This window comes from Oceanimonas doudoroffii (assembly GCF_002242685.1).
In the GTDB taxonomy this organism is placed as follows: domain Bacteria; phylum Pseudomonadota; class Gammaproteobacteria; order Enterobacterales; family Aeromonadaceae; genus Oceanimonas; species Oceanimonas doudoroffii.
Map to the genome: position 1 here is coordinate 612,886 of NZ_NBIM01000001.1, position 24,770 is coordinate 637,655.

The 24,770-nt window shown below is 59.6% G+C and carries 17 protein-coding genes; 7 read left to right on the forward strand and 10 right to left on the reverse strand.

All coding sequences use genetic code 11. The annotated features are described in order from the left end of the window. Window positions 1-144: 144 nt before the first annotated feature. From B6S08_RS02805 to B6S08_RS02830, 6 genes are all read right to left on the reverse strand, one after another. Entirely contained in the window at window positions 145-1,095 is a 951-nt protein-coding gene (locus B6S08_RS02805; RefSeq protein WP_094199257.1) for a diguanylate cyclase domain-containing protein, read from the reverse strand. Further along, window positions 1,095-5,102 carry a CHASE domain-containing protein gene (locus tag B6S08_RS02810; protein WP_094199258.1) on the reverse strand — a complete coding sequence of 1,336 codons (4,008 nt, stop codon included), beginning with the start codon at window positions 5,100-5,102 and terminating at the stop codon, window positions 1,095-1,097. Before B6S08_RS02810 ends, B6S08_RS02805 begins: the two co-directional genes overlap by 1 nt. A 24-nt stretch (window positions 5,103-5,126) precedes the next feature. Further along, the gene (locus B6S08_RS02815) at window positions 5,127-6,842 is read right to left on the reverse strand and encodes a putative bifunctional diguanylate cyclase/phosphodiesterase (RefSeq protein ID WP_094199259.1); all 1,716 of its coding nucleotides are present in this window, start codon (window positions 6,840-6,842) and stop codon (window positions 5,127-5,129) included. 217 nt (window positions 6,843-7,059) lie between these two features. Continuing rightward, complete coding sequence (locus B6S08_RS02820; RefSeq protein WP_094199260.1) at window positions 7,060-7,662, reverse strand: PqiC family protein; 603 nt, start codon at window positions 7,660-7,662, stop codon at window positions 7,060-7,062. Then, on the reverse strand, window positions 7,659-9,296 hold the full coding sequence (gene pqiB, locus B6S08_RS02825) for an intermembrane transport protein PqiB (protein WP_094199261.1): 1,638 nt from the start codon (window positions 9,294-9,296) through the stop codon (window positions 7,659-7,661). The genes B6S08_RS02820 and pqiB overlap by 4 nt, the downstream gene beginning before the upstream one ends. Further along, entirely contained in the window at window positions 9,289-10,626 is a 1,338-nt protein-coding gene (locus B6S08_RS02830) for a paraquat-inducible protein A (protein WP_245849799.1), read from the reverse strand. The genes pqiB and B6S08_RS02830 overlap by 8 nt, the downstream gene beginning before the upstream one ends. A gap of 195 nt (window positions 10,627-10,821) precedes the next feature. Here B6S08_RS02830 and B6S08_RS02835 point away from each other — a divergent pair, with 195 nt between their 5' ends. Next, complete coding sequence (locus B6S08_RS02835) at window positions 10,822-12,444, forward strand: methyl-accepting chemotaxis protein (RefSeq protein ID WP_245849800.1); 1,623 nt, start codon at window positions 10,822-10,824, stop codon at window positions 12,442-12,444. A gap of 78 nt (window positions 12,445-12,522) precedes the next feature. Here the strand turns inward: B6S08_RS02835 and B6S08_RS02840 are convergent, their stop codons facing one another. The 3 genes from B6S08_RS02840 to B6S08_RS02850 form a co-directional block, all read right to left on the reverse strand. After that, entirely contained in the window at window positions 12,523-13,713 is a 1,191-nt protein-coding gene (locus tag B6S08_RS02840; protein WP_094199263.1) for an amino acid aminotransferase, read from the reverse strand. A 62-nt stretch (window positions 13,714-13,775) separates the two neighbouring features. Then, entirely contained in the window at window positions 13,776-14,972 is a 1,197-nt protein-coding gene (locus tag B6S08_RS02845) for a Bcr/CflA family multidrug efflux MFS transporter (RefSeq protein WP_094199264.1), read from the reverse strand. Window positions 14,973-15,035: 63 nt separating this feature from the next. Beyond that, on the reverse strand, window positions 15,036-15,929 hold the full coding sequence (locus B6S08_RS02850) for a DNA replication terminus site-binding protein (protein WP_094199265.1): 894 nt from the start codon (window positions 15,927-15,929) through the stop codon (window positions 15,036-15,038). 360 nt (window positions 15,930-16,289) lie between these two features. On the opposite strand from B6S08_RS02850, the gene B6S08_RS02855 reads away from it, so the two are divergent. After that, on the forward strand, window positions 16,290-16,574 hold the full coding sequence (locus B6S08_RS02855) for a YebG family protein (protein ID WP_094199266.1): 285 nt from the start codon (window positions 16,290-16,292) through the stop codon (window positions 16,572-16,574). Window positions 16,575-16,638: 64 nt separating this feature from the next. Here B6S08_RS02855 and B6S08_RS02860 read toward each other — a convergent pair whose 3' ends face one another. Continuing rightward, window positions 16,639-18,426 (reverse strand): ABC transporter ATP-binding protein, encoded by a 1,788-nt coding sequence (locus B6S08_RS02860; RefSeq protein ID WP_094199267.1) that lies wholly within the window; start codon window positions 18,424-18,426, stop codon window positions 16,639-16,641. Between the two features lie 73 nt (window positions 18,427-18,499). Here B6S08_RS02860 and B6S08_RS02865 point away from each other — a divergent pair, with 73 nt between their 5' ends. The 5 genes from B6S08_RS02865 (at window position 18,500) to B6S08_RS02885 (ending at window position 24,523) form a co-directional block, all read left to right on the forward strand. After that, window positions 18,500-18,958 carry a GAF domain-containing protein gene (locus B6S08_RS02865; protein ID WP_094199268.1) on the forward strand — a complete coding sequence of 153 codons (459 nt, stop codon included), beginning with the start codon at window positions 18,500-18,502 and terminating at the stop codon, window positions 18,956-18,958. 92 nt (window positions 18,959-19,050) lie between these two features. Next, window positions 19,051-19,602 carry an RNA chaperone ProQ gene (gene proQ, locus B6S08_RS02870; protein ID WP_094199269.1) on the forward strand — a complete coding sequence of 184 codons (552 nt, stop codon included), beginning with the start codon at window positions 19,051-19,053 and terminating at the stop codon, window positions 19,600-19,602. 10 nt (window positions 19,603-19,612) lie between these two features. Beyond that, window positions 19,613-21,619 carry a carboxy terminal-processing peptidase gene (prc, locus tag B6S08_RS02875; RefSeq protein ID WP_094199270.1) on the forward strand — a complete coding sequence of 669 codons (2,007 nt, stop codon included), beginning with the start codon at window positions 19,613-19,615 and terminating at the stop codon, window positions 21,617-21,619. A 76-nt stretch (window positions 21,620-21,695) separates the two neighbouring features. Then, window positions 21,696-24,302, forward strand: a complete 2,607-nt coding sequence (gene pepN, locus B6S08_RS02880; RefSeq protein ID WP_094199271.1) for an aminopeptidase N — start codon at window positions 21,696-21,698, stop codon at window positions 24,300-24,302. Further along, window positions 24,302-24,523 (forward strand): DUF2835 domain-containing protein, encoded by a 222-nt coding sequence (locus B6S08_RS02885; RefSeq protein ID WP_094199272.1) that lies wholly within the window; start codon window positions 24,302-24,304, stop codon window positions 24,521-24,523. The genes pepN and B6S08_RS02885 overlap by 1 nt, the downstream gene beginning before the upstream one ends. Window positions 24,524-24,770: the final 247 nt, after the last annotated feature.

The following is a 24,770-nucleotide window of genomic DNA, read 5'->3' on the forward strand; positions in this document are numbered from 1 at the left end:
TCTGTCTGTGGGCAACCGAATAATGGGATTACCATTTTATGCCAACATACATGTGTCTGTTTAAATAACGTCCGTCCCTTGAGTGTATGGGGTAAATGCCGGTTTGGCGGGAATTTTATCGTGTTGATCAAGGCGTTGCAGTCACTAAGGGAGTGAAGGCAGCTCTATTCCCCGTACCTGATTGCGCCCGGACTGTTTGGCGTCATACAGCTGCTTGTCGGCGGCGTTCAGCAGGGTTTCGGGAGAGTCGCCGGCCTGGGGAATCATGGTGACGGCACCGATACTGATGGTGACCACTGCCGAGGCCGGAGAGTGGGCATGCTCAAGTCCCTGGTCTTGAACGGCGTGGAGCATGGCCCAGGCTCGACCCTGTGCGCCCTCAAATGCAGTATTGGGCAGCAGACAAATAAATTCTTCACCGCCGTAACGGGCCAGCAGGTCGTCCGGACGGCGTATGGTCTCATTAAGTATACCGGCGACCCGAGTCAGGCACCGGTCACCCGCCGGGTGGCCGTAATGATCGTTATAAAGTTTGAAGTGATCCAAATCGATCAGCAACAGCGAAAGTTCGAGCTGCTCTCGCTGGCAACGGCGCCAGGCGGTCAGGAACTGCTCATCAAAGCGGCGGCGGTTGGCGACGCCGGTCAGGCCGTCCACCAGCGCGATGGAGCGCAGCAGATCATTTTGCAGCTTGAGCGCCAGATGGGTTTTGACCCGGGCCATCACCGTGGCCGGATTAATCGGCTTGGTAATAAAGTCGACGGCCCCCGACTCCAGCCCCAGTACTTCATCTTCCGGGGTATTTTTCGCGGTCACAAAAATGACCGGAATGTCCCTGGTTTCCGGCAGGGCCCGAAGCTGACGGCAGACCTGGTGCCCGTTCAGGCCGGGCATGACCACGTCCAGCAGCACCAGATCCGGGTTCTGCTCCCGGCAAATGGTGACTACCTGTTTGGAATCCGTGGTCATCAGTACTTCGAATTCGTTGCGAAACACCTCGTGCAGAATACGAATGTTCAGGGGCTGGTCATCGGCAACCAGAATGCGCAGCGGCGCCTGCCGTTTGGGCTGACCGGCCAGCAGAGTGTCAAACATTATACTTCCTCCAGGATATCGCTAACGATACGGCGTGCTGCGACAAAATTGAGTTGTTGTACCTTGGCGATCAGCTCCTTCATGACCGGATCGTCCTGGGGGCGAGACTGGGCGAGGGTATCGACCATGTCGACGGCTCGCATATTGCCGGCATCCAGCAATACCAGCAGGGACTCAAATTGCTGGTGCAGGCTGCCCGACTCCGCCTGAGGGGCCCTTGGAGTATCGGTTTCGTCTGCTTGCTCGCCGTTGGTTACGGCGTCCATCAGGGCCGTATGATTCTGCAAAAGCTGTTGATCCAGGTTTGCCAGCGTGGCTTCATCGAGCAGGGCAAGGCCCTGAGCACTGTTCTTGCGCACGGCACGGTCGAGGGCGGAGAACCTGGCCGAGAGGTGGGACAGCCCCATGGTGCCGGTCATGCCTTTCAGAATGTGCAGGCTGGAAGCCACCGCCTGCATGTCCTGACTATCCAGCCCGGCCTTCAGAGCGGAGATCTCCATGCCGGCATTTTCTGCAAAGCCCGACAGCATGCTGAAATAGAGGCGACGATTGTTGCCGAAGCGGCGCAGAATGTTCTCCAGGCTTTCTATCTCGCTGTTCTCACCGCAGGGTGATGCCGGCCGCGCCGCCTGCTCCTGATTGAGAGTCAGTATCACCCTGACCAGTTCATTCAGGTCGATGGGTTTGCCCACATGGGCATTCATGCCGGCTTCCAGGCAGGCCTGTTGATCGGATACGGTGACATTGGCGGTCATGGCCAGTATGGGCAGGTGATGGCAGTCGGCATGCCGGCGAATGCGCCGCGTCGCTTCCAGGCCGTCAATTCCGGGCATCTGCATGTCCATCAGCACCACGTCAAAGGCGCCGGTGTCGTTAAATACCTTGTCGATGCCTTCCTGCCCGTCTTCGGCCTGAGTAACGATGGCGCCTTCACCGACCAGCAGTTCGCACGCCACCTGACGGTTAAAGGCGTTGTCTTCCACCAGCAGTAAGCGAACTCCTTCCAGCCGTCGGTCTTCATCGGCCAGGGGCAGGGTTTTTTCCGGCTCAAAGCGCTGGCCGGCAAGGGCCCGCCCGATGGACTCGTTCAGCTGCAGCGTGGTTACCGGTTTGGTCAGCAGGTCAACAAAGGGCGGATTGGGCTGATTCTGGGTTTCTGCCAGCTCTTCATGGCCATAGGCGGTCAGCATGATGATGGTGACCGGACCGTGACGCTCCTGAATGCGTTTGGCCACCTCCAGGCCACTGAGATCGGGCAGGCGCCAGTCCATCAGGATCAGGTCAAAACGGTGTTGTCGTACTTCGGTCAGGGCTTCCTCTCCATTGGCGGCGCAGTCTACCCGGTAACCCAGTGCACTCAGGGTGTTTTCAAGAATACCGGCGGATACCTCGTTGTCATCCACCACCAGAATGCGCGTATGGGTGTCGGCCGGCATGGGCGTGGCACCTTTGGCCAGCCCCAAATCAAGGTCAAACCAGAAACGGCTGCCCATGCCTGGAGTGCTCTGCACATGCAGCTTGCTGCCCATCAGGCTGACCAGACGGCGGCAAATCACCAGGCCAAGACCGGAGCCACCATAGCGCCGGGCGGTAGAGGCTTCCGCCTGGGTAAAGCCGTCAAAGATGTGTTCAATTTTTTCGGCGTCAATGCCAATGCCGGAGTCAGTTACCGAAAAGCCGAGGCGAACCAGATTTTTCCTGAGCTGGCGCACCTGCACCTTGACCACCACCTCGCCCCGCTCGGTAAATTTGATGGCGTTACCCGCCAGATTGATCAGGATCTGCTGCAGTCTCAGCCGGTCGGCGATAATTTCCCGAGGCAGGGACGAGTCCAGATCGAACATCAGCTCAAGGGGTTTGCCGGCCAGGTTGCCCGCCAGAACGGTGGCCAGGTCCCGTAACATGGCATCCAGCTCGAACTGCACCGGATCCAGTTGCAGCTTGCCCGCTTCTATCTTGGAATAGTCGAGAATGTCGTTGAGCAGCCCCAGCAGCGAACGACCGGCGGTTTGTGCCTTGGTGATGTAGTCGGACTGCTGCTGGTTGAGCCGTGTTTTCTGCACCAGCATCAGCATGCCCAGTATGGCGTTCATGGGGGTGCGGATTTCATGACTCATGTTGGCCAGAAACTGGGACTTGGCCTGGCTGGCCTCGTCCGCCTGCTGTTTGGAGCGGCGCAGGCTGGTTTCCAGCTCGCGTTGGGCGGTGATATCGAAGTTGATGCCGATGAGCTGCTCGGCGGTTCCTTCGGCATTGCGCATGACCTGGGCCCGGGCCTGGATAAAGCGGATCTGGCCGTCCGGCAACACCAGACGAAACATGGGTTCAAACACATCCTTACCGCCGATGGCGGCCTGCAGGCAGGCGGTGGTGTCCTTTACATCGTCCGGATGCAGCCGGGACAGCCAGTGCTCATAGTTCAGCCCGTGTTCCCGCAACGACATCGACTGCTGATACAGTTCGAACATTCTGTCGTTCCAGGTGAGGGTGTCATCCGCGAGGTTCCAGCGCCAGACTCCCAGTTGCGCTACTTCGGTGGCCATCAGCAGTTCGGTGGTCCGCTGTGCAACCTGAGTCACCTGGGCTTCCAGGTGTCGGTTCAGCTCCAGTATCTTGGCCTCTGCTTCCTTTTGCGGGGTGATGTTGCGTATGGTTTTTGACGAGCCCACCACGGCGCCGGAGCTGTCTCGCAGCGGAGATACCGTGAGTGAAACATTGATCAAATCGCCATTCTTGCAGCAGCGCAGGGTTTCAAAGTGAGGCACGGCCTTGCCGGTTCGTACCCGGGCGAACACCGCCGTTTCTTCGGGCCGGCATTCTTCCGGCACCAGCAACTCGGTGGTGGTCTTGCCCAACACCTCGTCGGCGCGAAAACCGAAAATACGCTCCGCACCCTGGTTCCAGGAGGTAATGCGGCCGTCCATCGACTGGCTGATAATGCCGTCCGTTGAGCACTCCACTATGGCGGCCATGCGGGCCTGCTCGGTTTGCACCTGCCGGCGACTGTTGTTACTGAGGTTAAACATGCCGGTAAGGGTAGCCACCAGTACACTGATAAAGCTGCCCAGAAAAAACAGGTTCAGCGGTGAAAACAGGTGCAGCTGTTGCACAAAGGCGGGCTGGATACTGAATCTGGACTGCCATTGGCGACCAAACATGTCAAATTTCACCAGGTGGGTTTGCAGCAGCGAATTTGTGCTACTTCCGGTGTCGTAGAAGGCCTCTTCCCGGCCCGGCTCGGTCACATCCCACAAGGCCAGGTGAACGGCATCGGTATCCAGTTGCAGGTCTGCCAGCACCTCCTGCATCAACAAGGGAGCATAACTCCATCCAAAGGCCTTGGCTCGGCGCTCCGCCAGGGTATTTGGGGTATCGCCGCCCTCATAGATGGGCATCAGGATTAGAAACGATTGCAATGGGTTGCCGGTAGCCTGCACCAGGGTGATGGGGCCGGTAATGCGCACCTGGCCGGTGGCGATGGCGTCGTCGGCGGCGGTCCGACGGTTCAGCTCGGAACCGATGTCCAGTCCCACGGCTTCATCGTTGCGGTCTACCGGCTCGACATACTGAATAACGTAATGCTCGTACTGGTGAGGGGTAAGCTCCTTGATGCGAAACCCCGGCCAACCATCGGCGCGGGCCGACTCGGTAAACGTCGCGGCGTTTTCCCGGGGAACCCGGCGAATAAAGCCAAACCCCCGGGCGCCGGGAAACTCCTCGACGATATGGCGGGAGCGACTGTAGCGGCGGAACAGCTCCCGGCTGATGCCATGCTGACCGGCGGTCAGTACCGCTCCCCGTGCTCCGGCCAGGCCGAATTGATACAGGGAAAGCCGTTCTCGAACGGCCTGGTTGGCCTGGGCGGCGGCATCGCCCACGGCATCGTCGATGATACGCTGGTTGTTGATGTGCAACTGCCAGGTGGCCAGGGCACTCAGGCACAGCCCGATGATCAAGGTAAGCAGCGTCCAGTGGCTTATCAGTGAACGGCTCAGGCTAAGTGGCATTCAAGGAATCCTTATTGTTGTTATTCATTGCCATGCCTTAATGGTGGTAAAGCCGGCGATGCCCGAGGCGAGTTGCTTGTCCACTTCGTCATGGGGAGCGGGCCGGCAGTAATAAAACCCCTGCATTACGGTACAGCCCAGTTTTATCAGGCCCTGTTCCTGCTCGCGGGTTTCAACCCCTTCGGCAACCAGTTCCAATCCCAGCGCCTTGCTCAGCTTGATAATGGCTTCAATGATCACGGTATCGCTATGATCGACCATCATGCCGCGCACGAAGCTCTGGTCTATCTTGAGCACATCCACCGGAAACATCTTGAGGTAGGCGAGATTGGAATAGCCGGTACCAAAGTCGTCAATGGCGATACGCAGGCCAAGTCGCTTCAGGGCGAGCAGGGCATCCTGGGAACCGTGTTCGCGGGTGGCCAACACTCCCTCGGTGATTTCCAGCTCAACCAGGCCGGGATTGACCCCGGTCTCTTGCAGGACTTCCCTGACATCGGCAATAAAACGGTCATGCTTCAGCTGCACCGCGGAAATATTGACACTGACACAAAGCCGGTGTCCTGCCTGGTGCCAGGCGTGTGCATCCAGGCAGGCGCGATGCAGCACCAGGCGGCCGATGGGAATGATCTGGCCGGTTTTCTCCGCGAGGGGAATAAAGTCGGCAGGGGAAATCAGGTTGCCCTTGTTGTCCCGCCAGCGGATCAGGGCTTCCACACCGATTATTTTCTTTTGACTGGCTTCCACCTTGGGCTGATAGAAAACTTCAAAACCGCCGTGTTTCAGCGCTTCCTGGATCAACCGTTCTTGATGCTGGCGCGCACGCATGCAGGACTCTATTTCCGACGAAAAAAAGCTGTAGCGGTTTCGTCCACCCGCCTTGGCCTGGTACAGGGCGGTCTCGGCATGTTGAAAGATGGACTCGGCATCATTGTTGTCGTCGGGATAGAGGCTGATGCCAATGGTCACGCTGAGCGTATAGGTGCCCGAGTCCATGACAAAGGGCTCGGACAACGCGTTGAGCAGGCGTTGGGCGAAATTACCGACGGCGCCGGCACTGCCGACTTCCGGCAGTAGAATAATAAACTCGTCGCTTCCCGAGCGGCTGACGGTATCCTCAACCCGGGAGCACTCGCTAAGCCGGCCGGCCACCCGTTGCAGCAATTTGTCGCCAACGGCAAGGCCTTCGGCGTCGTTGATCTTGCGAAAGTTATCGAGATCCAGTGTCATCAGCGCCACCCGTCCGTTGTGGCGGCGGGCCTTGTGAATGGCCTGGGAAATACGATCCTGCAGCAGCAGGCGGTTGGGCAGCCCGGTCAGGGCGTCCTGATTGGCCAGGGCCCTGGCCATTTGTTGCAGCCGGACATGATTGCGGATCCGCGCACGGGCAACGGGAACATTGATGGGCTTGGTAAGAAAGTCGACCCCACCCAACTCCAGGGCATGCACCTCATGCTCGGTATTGTGGTGGGCGGTAACAAAAATCATCGCGGTGTTGGCGAGTGAGGCATCGGATTTCAGCGCTTCACACAGCTGAAATCCGTCCATACCGCTCATTTCAATGTCGAGCAGCACCACATCAGGCCTGACCTGCCGGGCAAGCTCAAGGGCCTGCACCCCGTCGGAGGCAAAATGGAGCATACCCAATCCCTTGGCCGCGTCACCCAGTAACTGAATGTCGCTTACCCGATGATCGACGATCAGAATCACCGATTCGTGACAGAGCAAAGATTCATACATCCCATCGTCCTTGATGAAGGTTTGAGCCAATTGAAAATGACAAAAAGTGGCGAAAGACCAATCACGTTATGAATTGAGATTTGACCTCAAACGGCTCCCCGTCAAGGTCGTTTTGTTGAAAGGTTGGAATCGTGCGGGGCAAAAAGCGAAATATGGGTCAGGGGGAGAAGGAAATAGCACACGCCTTCGATAGAGGGCCGAAGGCGTATGGGTGGAGTCAACGCTGGCGTACGAGCTCGGTGGCGATCCCATCGGCCAGTTGTTCCCAGCCGCTGGCCAGGGAACGTACCAGCGCCGGATAGCCATCTGCGCTCAGCGGCGTTTCAATACGAAAGTCTTGTTGCTCCAGCAGTACGCCGGCATGGTTAAGCAGTTGCCATTGCCCTTGAATCAGGGCAATGCCGTCGTAGCGTCCCTGAAAACGATCCAGCCGCAGGCGAAGTTCACGGCCCTCGCCGGCAGTGCTGGTGGCCTGGACTTGGCCTCGAGTCACTACCTGGGCCTGTGGCAGGGCTGAGCTAAGCCGGCGTTGCAGCAGGTGTTGCAGCTGGTTGGGCAGGGCTTCGGCCCACAGGTGACCACGAGCCTGATGCACTTCGAGCTCGTTCAGCTGCATCACAATACCCTCGCCGTCGAGAAAGGCGGCGGTGTGAATAGGGGCCAGGTTTACAATCAGCCGGCCATCGTGCTGGCGCGCCGCCGGGCTCGCCGGCAACAGGTAGCTGCTGGCGCCGCTGCCGGCGGGGCCGCCACATCCGGCCAGAGTCAGTGCCAGCAGCAAGGGCGCAAGTCGCAGAGGGTTTGAAGAAATGGTGGTCATTGGGCCGCCTTAGGTTGTGGATCTCGAGAGGGTTTGCGATCGAAAATCAGAGCGTTGGGCTGATCGTTAAGGGTTCGAACCACGGGCTGCAGCTCCCGCATCAGCTGTTCCAGCCGCGACAGGGTGCCGGTCAGCTCGCCATAGCCTTCGGATCCCGGGGCAAAACCCTGCAGGGTATCGCTGAGCTGGCGCAGGGTCTGGTTGACGTTGCCGGGCAGGGCCGAGGTGTCTGGGCTGTCCAAAAGGTTGTCTACCGAGGCGGCAATCTGGTTCACTTTTTCCATGGTCTGGTGGGTGCTGGCCAGGGTCTGGTTGAGGTTGTCGACCACGGGTTCAATCTCCAGGTTGTTGAGCTTGTCGAGCAGGTTGGAGACCTTCTGTTCAATCTGGGCAAATCCGCCCGTGGTGGTGGGGAACACGCGACGCTTCACAAAGGTCAGGGAGGTATAGGGCTCGGCTTCTTTCTGAAAATTGAGATCCACGAAAAGGGCGCCGGTCAGCAGGTTGCCGGCCTTGAGCGAGGCGCGCAGGCCATGGCCGAACATGCGATCCAGGCGGGCGTACCAGGCCTTGGTGTCGATAATTTCGGTGGTGTTGTCAAAGCGCTGGGGCTCTATGCGGATCAGCACCGGAATGGCGAAACGACTGAGAGAGTCCGGTTGGGGGGCGGTAAAGTGAAAGGGCACGCTGACCACGGAGCCGATGCGCACGCCCCGATATTCCACCGGGGCGCCGGGTGTCAGGCCGCGCACGGTGTCGTCCACCAGCAACACGTACTCCAGGTACTGGTCATAGCTGCCTTCATTGGCGCTTTCCGCATCGGCAAACAGCATATAGGTGGCTCCGGCCTTGGCCTTGTGACCCATGGCGGTATTCTCGGGCACCCCAAAGGTGACGCCGCCACCCACCAGGGATTCCAGCGAGCCGACATTCACGCGAAAACCCTGAGAGTCCAGGCGCATGTCGATGCCCGAGCTGGTCCAGAAGCGGGTGGTGCTGGTCACCAGCACGTCGTAAGGTGACTGAATGTAAAGCCGGTGACGCATTTCGCGTTTTTCCGGATCAAATTCGCTGTGCTCTACCCGGCCCACGGTGTAGCCCTGGTAGCTGACCGGATCGCCGGTGGACACGGCGTTGCCCACCTGGCTTATCAGGTTGATGCGCAGTCCGGCGGCATCGGGCGGAGCCACCGGCGGCTGCTCCAGCACCTGAAAGCGCCGCTTCGACTGTTCACTGCTGCCTGGCAGCAGTTGTATATAGGCCCCGGAAAGCACGGTGTTGAGTCCGCTGATACCTTCCCGGCCGATGCGCGGCTTGACCACCCAGAAGCGGGTTTCGGCGTTGAGCATGTCTTCCGCCTGGGGGCTCATGCGTGCGGTGATCAGCGCATGTTGCAGATCATCCGACAGTCGCACCTTTTCAACCCGGCCCACTTCCACGTTGCGGGTCTTGATCAGGGTTTTGCCCGCCTCAATGCCCTCGGCGTTGTCCATTACCAGGGTAATGGAAGGCCCGAGCTTGCTCAGGTTGTCATAGATCATCCAGGAGCCGATCAGTACGGCCACCAGGGGCACTATCCAGATCGGCGACAGGGAGCGCTGGGTTCGGCGTTCGGCGCGGGGAGATTCAGACATATTCGGATTCCTTGGCGTTATCGTTGTTATCCTGTCCGGTATCGGTGCCGGCCCAGATACTGCGCTGATCAAACAGCATGGCCGCCAGCATGGTGAGCACCACCACGGCGGCAAAGGCCAGGGCCGCCGGCCCGGGCTCAATGGACATCAGGTTGCCGTTGCGAATAAGGGCTACCAGTATGGCCACCACAAATACGTCCACCATGGACCAGCGGCCCACAAACTCGGTCATGCGGTACAGTCGAATACGGCGCAGGCGATCCAGCTGGTGTTGCTCCCTGCTGACCACACGACACAACCACAATAGCGCCAGTATCTTGCTCACCGGCACCACCACGCTGGCGGTAAAGATAATAAAGGCGATGGGCCAGTCACCGTGCTGCACGAACAGCAGCACGCCACCCAGAATGGTTGAAGGAGAGCTGCTGCCCAGTGAGGTGGTGATCATGATGGGGTAGAGGTTGGCCGGCAGGTACATGATCACCGCCGCCGCCAGCAGGGCCAGGGTGGCCTGATTGTTGACACCGTGCCAGGGGTGCAGGCGTTCATCGCAACGCCCGCAACGGGCCTTGCCGCCATCGTCGGGCAGGCGGTTGATCATGCCACAGGTAGGGCAGCCACACAGGCCTTGCGAACTGGCGGTGTGGCCGGGTTTAGCCTCGGGGGGCGCCATGCTCTGGCTATCGAGAAAAAACCACAGCCAGTCCCGATCCACCGACTGGGTGGTCAGTAGCAGCAACAGGGCAAAGGCGCAAAAGGTCCAGAACGACAAGCCAAGTTCAATGTCGGCCATGCCGATCACCTTGATCAAGCTCACCAGGGTGCCTATCACGAAGACGTCGGCCATCATCCAGGGGGTAACGTGGCGCAGGGTGCGGGCAATCTGGTGGCTGCTGGGCAGGGGGCGGCGCAACAGCGCCCCCGCACACAGCCAGCCCAGGCTGCACAGGTAGACCGCGGGCAGAATGATTACCGTCAGCAGCACGCACAGGGCCATTAGCGGCTGGTGCAGCCCCATCAGGGTGGCGGCGCTGTCGGTCAGTTCAATGCGGTTGCCGATGCCACTCAGTTCAAAGCCGATAAAGGGAAAGGCCACCGACAACCCCAGGGCCACCAGGGTTGCCAGCACCAGCGCCAGGGTACGCTCCGCCGGATTGGCATGACGGCGCACCAGGGTGTGGCCGCAACGGGGGCAGTCGGCCTTTTGCCCGACGGCCAGTGGCGGCAGTGCCACCAGCAGATCGCACTCGTGGCACACGCGCAGGCGCCGGCGAGAAACGGGCGCCTGCCGGTGGTGATGCGAGGCTGGCGTAGGACGGGGTGCGCTCAAACAAATGCCCATAAAAGATGAAAGATCAGTCGCTTGATACTACGACAGGTGTGAGGCCCGGATAAAGGCAGATCGTGCTCGCCACAGCAAAATATGAATGATTGTATACATTGATATTAAAAGTTGTTTCAGATTTGCGGCGGGCAGTCGATAACAGGGTTTCTAGGGATCCTGAATAAAGTCGTAGGAGAAAAGGTGTTTCGAAATATCAATATTGGCCTCAGAGCGGCGCTGGCATTTGGCGCTATTGGCGTGCTGATGCTGATTCTGGGGGTGCTCAGCCTGGTGCAGCTTGACAAACTGAACGACCAAATTACCGTGCTGGCCACTCAACGAGTGCCCAGCCTGACTGCGGTGGAAAACATCGACAAGGAATTCTTGCGTATTCGCCTGCACAGCCTGGCCCTGGCCAACTCTGCCGAGCCGGAAAAGCGGGCCGAGTCCCGCGCCAACCTGGAGACCGCCCGGCGGGAGCTGGAGCGCTTTCGCCAGCAATATGATGACTTGGCCCGACTGTCCGCCGCCCGGGAACTGCTGGAGCGCTTTGAGGCGGTAGAAGCCCGTTACTGGCAGGCCCACGGCCGCATCATGCGCCAGGCCGAGGTGGGCGATGTGGCCGGGGCCAACCTGGCATCACGCCAGGAGCTGGCTCCGCTCGCTGAGCAGCTGGCGGAGCTGCTGCATCGCATGAATGGCATTCAGCATCAGCGCATTGATGACACCAACAGCGAAACCGATGCGCTGTTTGCCTTGTCCCGCAATGTCATTATCGCCCTGCTGCTGCTGGCCCTGGCGGGCATGGCGGCGCTGGCCTGGCTGCTTACCCGCAGCATAGTCCTTCCCCTGAACGATGCGGTACGGGTGGCCGAGACCATCGCCAAGGGCGATCTGACCCGCTCCGTGCACGTAAACGGCAAGGATGAGCTGGCACGGCTGCTGACAGCGCTGCGCAATATGCAGCAGAGCCTGCAGCAGACGGTGAAGCTGATCGCCGACTCTTCCCACCAGCTGGCCTCCACCTCGGAAGAGCTGAGCTCGGTGACCGCCGACTCCACCCAGGGACTGCACCGCCAGAATGAGGAGCTGGAGCAGGCGGCTACCGCGGTTACTGAAATGACCACGGCGGTGGAAGAAGTAGCGCGCAACGCCACCACCACCTCTCATGAGTCGGAGCAGGCCGATGAACGTGCCCGCTTTGGTCGGGAACGGGTGTCCACTACCGTCAGCTCCATCGAAGGCCTGGCCGGAGAAATTGGTGACACCATGCAGGAAATCGAATCCCTGGCCGCCCGGGTGAACGACATTACCTCTGTGCTTGACGTGATCCGTGCCATTGCCGATCAGACCAACCTGCTGGCACTGAACGCCGCCATCGAGGCGGCCCGGGCCGGCGAGTCGGGCAGGGGCTTTGCAGTGGTCGCCGACGAGGTGAGGGCGCTGGCCCACCGCACTCAGGAGTCCACCAAGGAAATCGAGCAGATGATTCAGGCGGTGCAGCGCGGCTCCCAGGCGGCGGTGTCGGCCATGCAGAGCAGTAACAGCCGCACCGGCGACACCCTGCACATTGCCCGGGAAGCGGGCGAGGCCCTGGTGCAGATCGCCAGCGCCATCGCCGGCATTAACGAGCGCAACCTGGCCATAGCCAGCGCCGCCGAAGAGCAGGCCCATGTGGCCCGCGAAGTAGACAGCAACCTGCTGAACATTCGCGATCTGTCGGCTCAGAGCGCCGCCGGTGCCAGCCAGACCAGCACCTCCAGCCAGGAGCTGGCTCGTCTGGCCGGCGAGCTGCACACCGTGGTCAATCGCTTCGCGATATAGCCTTGGTACCACCCATAAATTGGTGCCAGCCATAAAAAAGCCCCGCATTGGCGGGGCTTTTGCATTCAGCACAAAGGATTACAGCACGGCGGCAATGCCGTCACACAGAGCGTCGATGTTGGCCTTGGTAATGCCGGCCACGCTGATGCGGCCTGAGCCCACGATGTAGATGCCGAATTCGTCCTTCAGGCGCTCCACCTGCTCCTTGGTCAGGCCGGAGAAGGAGAACATGCCGTTCTGGCGGGCGATAAAGCTGAAGTCGCGGTCAACGCCGCGGGCCGCCAGCTTTTCCACGAACAGGGTGCGCATTTCCTGAATGCGGTCACGCATTTCAGCAAGCTCGGCCTGCCAGTCGGCGTAAAGCTCGGGATCGTTGGCAATAATGGCCACCACGTTGGCGCCGTGAGACGGCGGGTTGGAGTAGTTGGCGCGAATGATGCCCTTGACCTGGCTGAAGCTGGTATTGGCGGTATCGGCATCCTTGGCGACCAGGGTAAAGGCACCCACGCGCTCATTGTAGAGGCCGAAGTTCTTGGAGAAGGAGCTGGCGATCAACAGCTCGGGGTTGTGCTTGGCAAACAGGCGCAGGCCATAGGCGTCTTCTTCGGTGCCCTGGGCAAAACCCTGGTAGGCGAAGTCGAACATCGGCAGCCAGCCCTTTTCGGCGGACAGCTCGGCAAGCGTTTGCCACTGCTCTGCGGTGGGATCGATGCCGGTGGGGTTGTGGCAGCAACCGTGGAACAGCACCACGTCACCGGCCTTGGCGTCTTGCAGGCTGGCCAGCATGGCGTCAAAGTCCAGATCCTTGGTTTCGGCGTTGTAGTAGCCGTATTCCTTCACTTCCAGGCCGGCGGCGGTAAACACGGCGCGGTGGTTGGCCCAGGTGGGGTTGGAAATCCAGATGGTGTTGGTGTCGAGCTGGCGGGCGATAAATTCGCCGGCGATGCGCAGGGCACCGGTGCCGCCCGGGGCCTGAGCGGTGCGGGCACGCTGCTCGGCGATGATGGCCGCGTCGGCGCCAAACAGCAGCTTCTGCACTACCTGACCATAGGCCTCAATGCCTTCTATGCTGAGATAGTTTTTGGTGGTTTGCTCCTGCACCAGGCGGGCTTCGGCCTTTTTCACGCAGCGCAGTACCGGGGTCTGACCGGCTTCGTCTTTGTAGATACCAACGCCCAGGTTGATTTTGTCGGTACGGGTATCTTTACGGAACGCATCGGTCAGGCCCAGAATGGGGTCGGCCGGTGCAGCAGTGACCTTCTCGAACATAGTCTTGTCAATTCCTTCTTGTAAAAGCGAGTGTGGTCGCCAAGCGACGGCTTTTAGTTATATCACTTGCGCCCTGCCGCTGCCAGCGCGGGCCGCACCAGCAGCCAGTAACTGGCCAGGGCTAACCAGGCGCACAGGCTCATCACCAGGGTCATGGGCAGCGCCGACACCGCATGGCTGGCATTAACCGCAAAGGTGGCCACGGCGCCCAGACCAAAGCGGGTGGTGCCGGCCAGCGCCGAGGCGGTGCCGGCAGCCTCGGGAAAATGGCTGAGCAGGCCGGCCATGGAATTGGCCCCTACCAGGCTGATTTGGGCGATCAGCACCATCACCGCCGGCACCAGTGCCCACAGTCCGCCAAACCCGGTGAAACCACAAAACAGCAGTACCACGGCGGCCAGTGCCGCCGTGGTCAGCCCCGCCTTGAGCAGGCGATCACTGCCAAGCCGGGGCACCAGCCGGCTGTTGCCAAAAGTCAGCACCATCATCAGCACGATATTCATGGCAAACAACAGGCCGTAGTGTTCGGCGGGCACGTCGTAAAGTTCGATATACACCAGTGGCGAGCCCGAAATGAAGGCAAACATGGCAGCGGTGGTCATGGCGCCGCAGCCGATATAGCCCAACGCCGCCCGGTGGCGCAGTACCCGGCCGTAATTCTGTAGCACCGGCCACAACCGGAATGGCTGGCGATGTTCGGGTTTGAGGGTTTCGGGAATGCGCAGGGCCAGTGCCACCGACACCAGGGCACCAATGATGGCCAGCAACACAAAAATGCTGTGCCAGTGCCCCACCAGCAGCAGATAACCACCGACGATGGGGGCGACCAGGGGCGCCAGGGTCATCACCAGGATCACCATGGACATGATGCGGGCGAACATGTCCCGTTCAAACATGTCCCGCAACAGGGCGTTGAGCACTACGGAGCCGGCGGCGCCGCCGATGGCCTGCAGCAGGCGAAAGGCCATCAGGGTTTCAATGCTGTTGGCAAAGGCACAGCCAATACTTGCCAGGGTAAAGAGGCCAAGCCCGCCCAGCATGACCGGCTTGCGTCCGACCGAGTCGGCCAGGGGTCCATAGAGCAGTTGACCGAGGGCAAAGCCCGCCAGAAACACGCTGATGGTCAACTGGGCCTGGGATACGGGTACGTCCAGATCCCGCGCGATGGCAGGCAGGCTGGGCAGATACATGTCGATGGCCAGGGGGGTGAGGCCGGCCAGGCTTGCCAGCAGAAGCAACAGGGAAAACGGCAATGCCATAACGCCATCCAAAAGTTACAAAAGAAACATCAGGCCATGATAGCACCGCCGCCAAGGCCAGTCTCAGGGTTGGTAGGGATAAATGTGCAGCCTGGGAATAAGTGGCTCCCCACCGATGCGCGCGGCGCGCCGCTTTCGGGTTTTCGCCGGCGGGTAGTCGGTGAGGTGGGAAATGGCGGGAACTTCATCCTGACACAATATCAGTGGGAGGTGCGCCTTGAACTGCTGCTGGCGGGGGGACAATGGCTGGCTCCAGCGCACATTGACCATGGGGTGGGTTTTCACCGGCCGGCGCAGGCGCAGCTCTACCCCGGCCGGCAGCCGTTTGACGTCGTAGATTTCCCGGTCGATGCAGGTTTGCCAGGTAGTGGCATCCACCAGCGGGGGAGGGCTTTGCCGGCTTTGCATCAGCTGCGCCACCAGTTTGGTCTTGTCGACTTTCTGAATGATCTGTTTGTTGGCCCAGGTAAATCCGAGCCTGGACGCGGTATAAGGCAGCAGGGTGAGCTGGCGGTAGACCTGCAGGGTGATAAGACCGGGAAAGGTGTCGTGCACCAGCGTAAATTTTTTGTCTTTGTCGTCCAGTTGCTGCACCAGGGCACGAAAGGCTTGCTTGAGCCGGTTGATGTCGTCGATCAGCGGAGCGATGGCAGCACGGCTGTCGGCCGGTAACAGCACAAAACCGGGCAGGCGATAACTGGCCTTGGCGGAGCAATCGGGCTTGATATGCCAACGGCTGAAACCGATGAGGCTGGCTTTCAACGCCTCTTCACCGGTTAACCGGTGTTCAATGGTAATGTGTTCGAGAGGATCGTGCTCCTTGCCCTGAGCGACCTCGGGCAATTGGTAACAGGTTGCCTGAGTATCGGCATGGGTGCGAAGTTGCTGAGCCAGTTCGCTTATAGCGGTTTCCAGCAGGGAGAGGGTATGACGAAGTTTGGCGGCCAGGGTAAACATAATAATCTATTATGCCAACATACAATAATGACTTAATCATAATCTCGATTGGGGAATGTGCAACACCCAAGAAGGGGTCTTCAGGGAAATGAATCGAAATTTAACATAAGTTGATGGTCTGCGTAGATTGAATACAAAAAAAGCCAGGTACAAAATCCGTGTACCTGGCTCAGGGGAATGGCTCATTAACTGAGCCGTGCGCTAGTAGAGACCGCCCGAGGCCGGGCGCCCTCTGTGTAAATTTTAGACTTTAATCGACCTCTCGCCAGCCCATGTGGCTAAAAACACCTACTTACGAGCGGCTTGCAATTGAAGGAAGAGCTGATTACTGTGTTTATATACAGATAAAAGGAGTCCGCCATGGCCGTAGAAGTGCAATATCGCGTAGTACGTAACGGAATCGAGAAAATGACCTTTACCAACAAAAAAGAGGCCGATGCCTACGATCGCCTGCTGGAGCTGGCTGAGCATATTGAAACCGTGCTGGAGCAGGGGCCGGTGAACCTTGAAGAAACGGATAGAGAAGCGTTGGCATTGTTTCTGGCCCAGCACCAAGCCGAGCTGACCGGCCCGAAAAAAAAGCCCGCCAGAAAGGCGGACAAGGCTGAAAAAGCCGGCGATGACGCGATCAAGGCCGTCGCCTGATATCTAACAGGCCGTTCACGGCACCTTGTTTTATCACTCGGCACCCGCCCGTAAATCAATAATTTCAGCTGTATAAGGTTCGGTACAGACCCGGCTGCTCCAGCAGCTCGTGGTGAGTGCCGGACTGGCTGATCTTACCATCCTCAAACACGATGACCCTGTCGGCCTGGCGTACCGAGCTCAACCGGTGCGCCACTATCAGGGTGGTGCGATCCTTGAGGAAGCCCGACAGCGCCTGGTGCAGGCGCTGCTCGGTATCGGTATCCAGTGCCGAGGTAGCCTCGTCGAGAATGACGATGGCCGGATCCTTCAGGATCATTCTTGCCACCGCCAGGCGCTGTTGCTGGCCTCCCGAGAGCCGAACGCCCCGTCGGCCAATTTCGGTATCCAGGCCGTTATCCATGGCCGCAATTACGTCATCCAGCTGTGCCACCCTGAGAGCCTGCCAGATGGCTGCGTCGTCGTGATCATCTCCCAGGTTCAGGTTGGCGCGCACGGTATCGTTGAACAATACCGGTTGTTGCAGCACCGTGGCCACGTGTTCCCGTATGGTGGCAAAGCCGATATCGGTGCTGCTGGCACCGCCAAAGCGAATGTCGCCGCTGTTGGCGGGGTAGAGGCCCAGCAGCAACTGAATAAAGGTGGACTTGCCGCCACCGCTGGCCCCCACCAGGGCGACTTTTTCGCCGGCGCCGATGCTGAGACTGATGTCGTCCAGCACGCGGCGTTCGCCATCGTAGGAGAAGCTCAGGTTGCGCACCTCCACCGGCAGGGTAGTGCTACCGAGGAAGGGGTTGATGCCACCGGCCGGAGCGGGAGCCTCTCCCAGGGCCAGCATGGCATTGATGCGCCGGCGGGCGGCATCGGCGGCATAGAAGGAATACTGCATGTTGAGCAGCTCCTGTACCGGCCCCATCATGAACCAGAGGTAGCTGAACACCGCGAAAATCTGACCCACGGTCAGGTCTGTGTACAGCACCATGATCATGCCCACGGCGCGAAACAGCTCCACTCCCGATAAAAACAACAGAAAGCTGGCCTTGCCGGCGGCCTCGCTCTTCCAATGATACTCAATGGCGGTATCGCGCACGCCCCTGGCCTTGTCGATGACCCGCAACAGGTAGTGACGTTCACGATTGGCGGCACGAATTTCCTGAATGCCGTCCAGGGTTTCCACCAGCGCCTGCTGAAACAGCTCAAAGGCCTTGTTTTCATCGCGCTTGAGGTGCTTTACCTTGGAACCCAGCCGGCTGGAAAAGAACACCACCACCGGATTGAGCAACAGAATAAACAGGCCCAGCTGCCAGTTCAGCAGCAACAGCACCACGGCGGTGCCCAGCACGCTCAACAGGCTTATCAGCAGCCGGCTCAGGGTTTCCCCGAGAAACTTGTCGAGGGTTTCAACGTCGGTGATGTAGTGGGAGCTGACGCTGCCGGCACCCACCGACTCAAAGGCGCGCATGGGGGTGCGCATCAACTGACGGGTAAGGCGGCGGCGGATCTGAAAGGTGATGTGTTTGGCCACATGGGCAAATTGCCGGCCCTGCAATATGTTGAACACCAGGGCCAGCGCGCGCAGCAACAGGGTAACCAGCAGCACCGCCAGAATATAGCCCACGCCGGTCTGCCAGGCCGTGGGTAACAGCGGGTCGAGCCAGGCGATCAGGGTCCCCGGCTGCTCAAGCAACACCTCGTCCACCAGCAGGGGCATCAGCAGCGGCACCGGTACCGCCAGCAGGGTGCCGACAATGGCCAGCAGGTGGGCATTGATCAACAACCGCTTGTGGCGGCGCATCATGCCGGTGATCACCGGCCAGTGCAAACCCTGCTCGTTCGCTTTATTTTTATTCATTCACCACCATCATTGGTTTTCATTTTCCCAAAGGGCAGGTAATTTAGGCCAAAATCACCAACCCTCTGACACCATGAGTGAAAAAAACGCATTTTATCAAAGCCTGACCGCTCAGGCACTGGCGCTGTGCGAAGGCGAACCCAATCGCATTGCCAAACTGGCGAACCTGTCTGCCCTGCTGAACCTGTCCCTGGACGACATCAACTGGGTGGGCTTTTATCTGCGTGAACAGGACGAGCTGGTGTTGGGTCCGTTCCAGGGCAAGCCCGCCTGTGTCCGTATTCCCATGGGCCGAGGCGTGTGTGGTACCGCCGCCGCCAATGGCGAGGTGCAGCGGGTAGCCGATGTGCACGCCTTTGCCGGCCACATCGCCTGTGACGCCGCCAGCAATTCCGAAATTGTGCTGCCGCTGGGCGAGGGTGACAAGGTCTGGGGCGTGCTTGATATCGACAGCCCCAGCCATGGCAGGTTTGACACCGAGGATGAAGCCGGTCTTTCGGCCCTGGTGCGTGCCGTTCTGCCGCTGCTGTAACAAAGCCGGGGGTCGCTTTTGTCGGTGCGGCCCTTATAATGTGAAGGTTTCAACGGGCGGTGCGCCCACAGCTTTCAAAACCAAGGTAATTCATGGAAAACTCTGAAAAACTGAAAAACAGCAAAGAAGTCATCGCCTACCTGGCCGAGCGCTTTCCCCAGTGTTTTGTGGCGGCCGGCGAAGCCAAGCCGCTCAAGATAGGTATCTTTCAGGATCTGGCCGAGCGCATGGAAGATGACCCCCGGGTCTCACGGACCCTGCTGCGCACCGCCCTGCGCCAGTACACTTCCAGCTGGCGTTACCTGCATGGTCTCAAGGCCGGTATGAGCCGCGTGGACCTGGACGGCAACCCTTGTGGCGAGCTGACCCAGGAACACATCGATCACGCCAAGCAGGCGCTGAAGGAAAGCAAGGAAAAGGTGTTTGGTCCCCGCAAGGAAAAACCCGCCGGCAACAAAAAGCCCCGCCCGCGCGCCAACAAGAAGGTTGACCCCGCGAAACTCGCCGTAGAGCAGAATGTCAAAGTTATGCTGGGTAAGTCTCCGGTACCCGCTACCATTATGGAAGTGACCCGGGACGATGTTCAGGTGCAGCTGAAAACCGGCATGTCGGTTCGCGTCAAGTTCGAACATATAGTTCTCTGAGGAGTAGGGTTTGATCAGTCACGGAATTCGTTTGTCTCTGGTGGCCGCCGGCATGCTGGTCGCCGGGGTTGCCTGGGCAGTGCCGCCGGCCATTGAGGCCGATGCCATCCCCGTTCTGGCACCGGAAAGCCAGCATGCCGCTGCCAGCAAGCGGATTACCGCGCTGTTCACCCGCTCTCATTACAAGCAGTTCATGCTTGACGATGCGTTTTCACAGGCGATTTTTGATCGTTACATCGAAAGCCTGGATTACGGCCGCAACATCTTCACTCAGCAGGACATTCGCCGCTTTGAGCGCTATCGCGATCGGTTTGACGACCTGTTGCGAGCCGGGCGGCTCGATGCCGCCTTTGATATGTTCAACGACAGCCTCAGGCACCGTTACGAGCGCTTGAGTTATGCGCTGTCGCTGCTCGATACGCCCATGACCTTTGATGGTGACGAGGACTATCAGTTCGACCGCACCGAGGCGGACTGGCCCGCGGATCAGCGCGAGCTGGACGAATTGTGGCGCAAGCGGGTCAAGTTTGACGCCCTGAGCCTGGCTCTGGCCGACAAGGACTGGAGCGAGATCAAGGACACCCTGACCAAGCGCTACAACAACGCCATCAAGCGCCTGGCCCAGAGCGAAAGCGAAGACGCCTTTCAGAGCTTTGCCAACGCCTTTGCCCGGGCCATTGAACCCCACACCAGTTACCTGAGCCCTCGCAACGCCGAGCGCTTCGAGACCGAGATGAACCTCTCCCTTGAAGGCATAGGCGCCGTGCTGCAGGCGGAAGACGACTACACCGTTATTCGTTCCCTGGTACCCGGCGGCCCGGCGGCCAAGTCCAGCGAATTGCAGCCCGATGATCGCATCATTGGGGTGGGGCAGGCCGTCGACAAGATCACCGACGTGATCGGTTGGCGGCTCGACGAGGTGGTGGATCTGATCAAGGGTCCCAAGGGCACCAAGGTATGGTTGCAGATCCAGCGGGGTCAGGCGGTGGCCAACACGCCGCGCATCGTTGAACTGACGCGGGATACCGTGCGCCTGGAAGACAGGGCCGCCAGCGGCAAGGTGCTGGAGGTAAATGATCGCCGCATTGGCGTAATTGAGATTCCCAGTTTCTATGTCAACCTGAGCGTCGACGTGGCCCGGGAAATCGACAAGCTCAAGCAGCAAAAGGTGCAGGGGCTGGTGATCGATCTGCGCGCCAACGGCGGCGGTGCCCTGACCGAAGCTTCGGCGCTCACCGGGTTGTTTATCGACAGCGGCCCTGTGGTGCAGATTCGTGACGGCCTGGGCCGTATTTCGGTGAATGGCGATGATGACGATCGCACCAGCTATGATGGCCCCATGGCGGTGCTGGTGGATCGTTACTCCGCCTCGGCCTCGGAAATTTTTGCCGCCGCCATGAAAGACTATGGCCGGGCGGTGATCCTGGGTGAAAACACCTTTGGCAAAGGCACGGTACAGCAGCACCGCAGTCTGTCACGCATCTATGATCTGTATGAAAACCCCATGGGCTTTGTGCAGTTCACCATCGCCAAGTTCTATCGCATCAACGGCGGCAGCACCCAGAACCGCGGCGTAAGCCCGGATATTCCGTTCCCCACCGCGGTGGCCGCCGAGGAGACCGGTGAAAGCCTGGAGAAGAACGCGCTGCCCTGGGATCAGATAGAGAGTCTGGACTTTGCCCATGTGCAGGACCTGTCGCCCTTTCTCGGCCAGCTGCGTCAGCGTCATCAGGCCCGTATTGAGCAGGATCCCGAGTTCGCCTATGTGTTTGAAGACATTCGTGAATACCTGAAGCTGAAAGACAAGGACTCGGTGTCACTCAACCTGGCCGAGCGTAAGGCCGAGCTGACCGAGCAGGACGCCAAGTCCCTGGCCCGCCTCAATGACCGCCTGCGTCGGGCCAACCTTGATCCGGTGCAGACCCTGGATGAAGCGCCAAAGGACTTTGAACCCGAAGACAGCTATTTGCTGGAAGCGGCCCGCATTACCGCCGATCTGGCCGACATGCTGGGCTGAGCCATTCTGTTCACGGGGCCGCTCTGGCCCCGTTTTTTCATCACTGTTTCTTTTTCACCTTGCTACGGGATCCACTATGAGCCAAAACCAACCTCAAGTGCAGTATCGCGACGACTACCAGCCGCCCCATTACTGGATTGATACCCTGGATCTGGACATTCAGCTGCATGACAGCGCCACCGAGGTGGTGGCCATCAGCCGAGTGCGCCGCAACGGCGAACACAATGAAGCCCTGGTGCTCGACGGCGAGCAACTGGAGCTGTTGTCGGTGTCGATTAACGGGGTGGAGACCAGCCAATACGAACTGGGAGAGGGCAGCCTGACGTTGCCCCAGGTACCTCAGGAATTCGTGCTGACCATCAAGAATCGTATCAATCCCGCCGCCAACACCGCCCTGGAAGGGCTGTACAAATCCGGTAACGCCTATTGTACCCAGTGCGAGGCGCAAGGGTTTCGGCGCATTACCTTTTATCTGGATCGCCCGGATGTGCTGGCCCGGTTCAGTACCCGCATTACCGCCGATGCCGAGGCCTGCCCCTATTTGCTGTCCAACGGCAACCGGGTCGGTCAGGGCGTGCTCGATGACGGTCGCCACTGGGTGCAATGGCAGGATCCCTTTCCCAAGCCGGCCTATCTGTTTGCCCTGGTGGCCGGAGATTTTGATGTGTTGCGCGACCGTTACACCACCCGTAGCGGCCGCGACGTGGCGCTGGAGATCTTTGTCGACAAGGGCAACCTGCACCGTGCCGGCCACGCCATGGACAGCCTCAAGGCATCCATGCGCTGGGACGAGCAGCGCTGCAACCTGGAGTATGATCTCGACATCTACATGATAGTGGCGGTGGACTTCTTCAACATGGGCGCCATGGAAAACAAGGGCCTGAATGTGTTCAACGCCAAGTTCGTGCTGGCCGACGCCCAGACCGCCACCGACGATGATTACCTGGACGTGGAGCGGGTGATCGGTCACGAGTATTTCCATAACTGGACCGGTAACCGGGTGACCTGCCGGGACTGGTTCCAGCTGTCTCTGAAGGAAGGCCTGACGGTATTCCGGGATCAGGAATTCTCCTCCGACCTGGGCTCTCGGACCGTCAACCGCATCGGCAATGTGCGCATCATGCGTGGTCCCCAGTTCGCCGAAGACGCCGGCCCCATGGCCCATCCGATCCGGCCCGATGCGGTGATCGAGATGAACAACTTCTATACCCTCACCGTGTACGAAAAAGGGTCGGAAGTCATTCGCATGCTGCACACCCTGCTCGGCGAGCAGGCATTTCAGGTAGGTCTGGCACTGTATCTGCGGCGTCACGACGGTGAAGCCGCCACCTGTGATGATTTTGTCGCCGCCATGAGTGAAGCCAGCGGCCGGGATCTGACCCGCTTCAAGCGCTGGTATGGCCAGTCCGGCACGCCGGTGCTGACGGTACGGGACAGTTACGACGCCGACAGCGGCCGTTATACCCTGAGTGTGCGCCAGCACACGCCGCCGACACGGGAGCAGCCGGAAAAACTGCCGCTGCACATTCCCCTGAGCATGGCACTCTATACCGAGCAGGGTGAGCCGGTTCCCCTGATCCTTGAAGGCCGGCCGGCGGATTCGGTGCTGGATGTGCTTGAAGCCGAGCAGGAGTTCGTGTTTGAACGGGTACCGTCCCGTCCGGTGCCGGCACTGCTGCAGGGCTTTTCTGCACCGGTCAAGCTCGACTATCCCTACAGCGACGAACAGCTCGCCTTGCTGGCCCGGGTCAGTCAGGATGAGTTTGTACGCTGGGACGCGGTGCAGATGCTGATCAACGACACCGTGCGCCGCAACATCGCCCTGCTGCAGCGTCGTCAGACTCCCGTGCTGCCGCGCAGCCTGCTGAATGTATTTCGCAGTACCCTGGAAGATAACGCCATGGATCGGGCGCTCAAGGCCGAGATGCTGACCCTGCCGGATGTGGCCAGCCTGCTCGAGCTCTTTGAACAGGTGGACATCGATCAGCTTGCCGAGGTACGCCATCACCTGGCCCGGGAATTGGCCGAGGCCCTGGCGCCGGCCTGGCAGCAGGCCTACGACGACAACCTGACCCCGGAATACCGCATTGACCACCAGGACATGGCCCGGCGGGCGCTGAAAAACACCGCCCTGGGTTACCTGGCGTTGATGGGTACCGAGATCCCGGTGGCCCATCAGTACGATGCCGCCGACAACATGACCGACACGCTCGGAGCGCTACGCGCCGCGGTGCGGGGCGAACTGGACTGTCGTCACGCCATGCTGGCGGATTTTGAGCGCAAATGGCGTGACGACGGCCTGGTGCTGGACAACTGGTTTAGATTGCAGGCCACGGCCCCCGGCGCCGACACCTTGGGCCGGGTGCGTGAGCTGATGAGCCACCCCACCTTCAGCCTGGGCAACCCCAACCGGGTGAGGGCGCTGATTGGTGCCTTCTGTCAGGTGAATCCGGTCCAGTTTCATCGTCTCGACGGCAGCGGCTACGATTTGCTGGTGGAGGTACTGGAACAGCTTAATCACAGCAACCCACAGGTGGCGTCGCGGCTGCTAACCCCGCTGATCCAGTTCAGTCGGCTGGATGACGCCCGTCAGGGGTTGATTCGCGCCCGGCTGGAGCGGCTGATGGCACTGCCCGAGTTGTCTCGGGATCTGTTTGAAAAGATCAGCAAGGCCCTGGCTTGATGCAACGGTTGCGCTTTCGGCTGGCCATTTCCGCCGCCGAATTGCAGCGCTACTACTCCGGCCGAGTATCGGCGCTTACGGTGATGACCGAACAGGGGCTGAGGCTGCAGTTGCCCCTGCATCATTTTCGCCGGTATGTGGGGCACGCCGGGCTCAGTGGTCGTTTTGAGGTGGTGCTGAATGAGCACAACCAGTTGCAACGGCTGGAGCGCCTGGCCTGAAAAACCGTAAAAAGCGAAGCCCTGGCTTCGCTTTTTTGTTGAGAAGGTCTGTTAAATATTTTAACGATAGAAATATGTTGGCTTTCGGAATATAAATTCACTCATAAGCAGTCTGTCATTATATATATTCGGACCATAGTGATCCGGTCGATATTTTCGAATTAATGCCCTGCTCACCGCTCGCATTCCCACTTTGGCAGGCATAAACTGGTGCCATTATCGGGGTCAAACGGACGCGCCCCTTGTT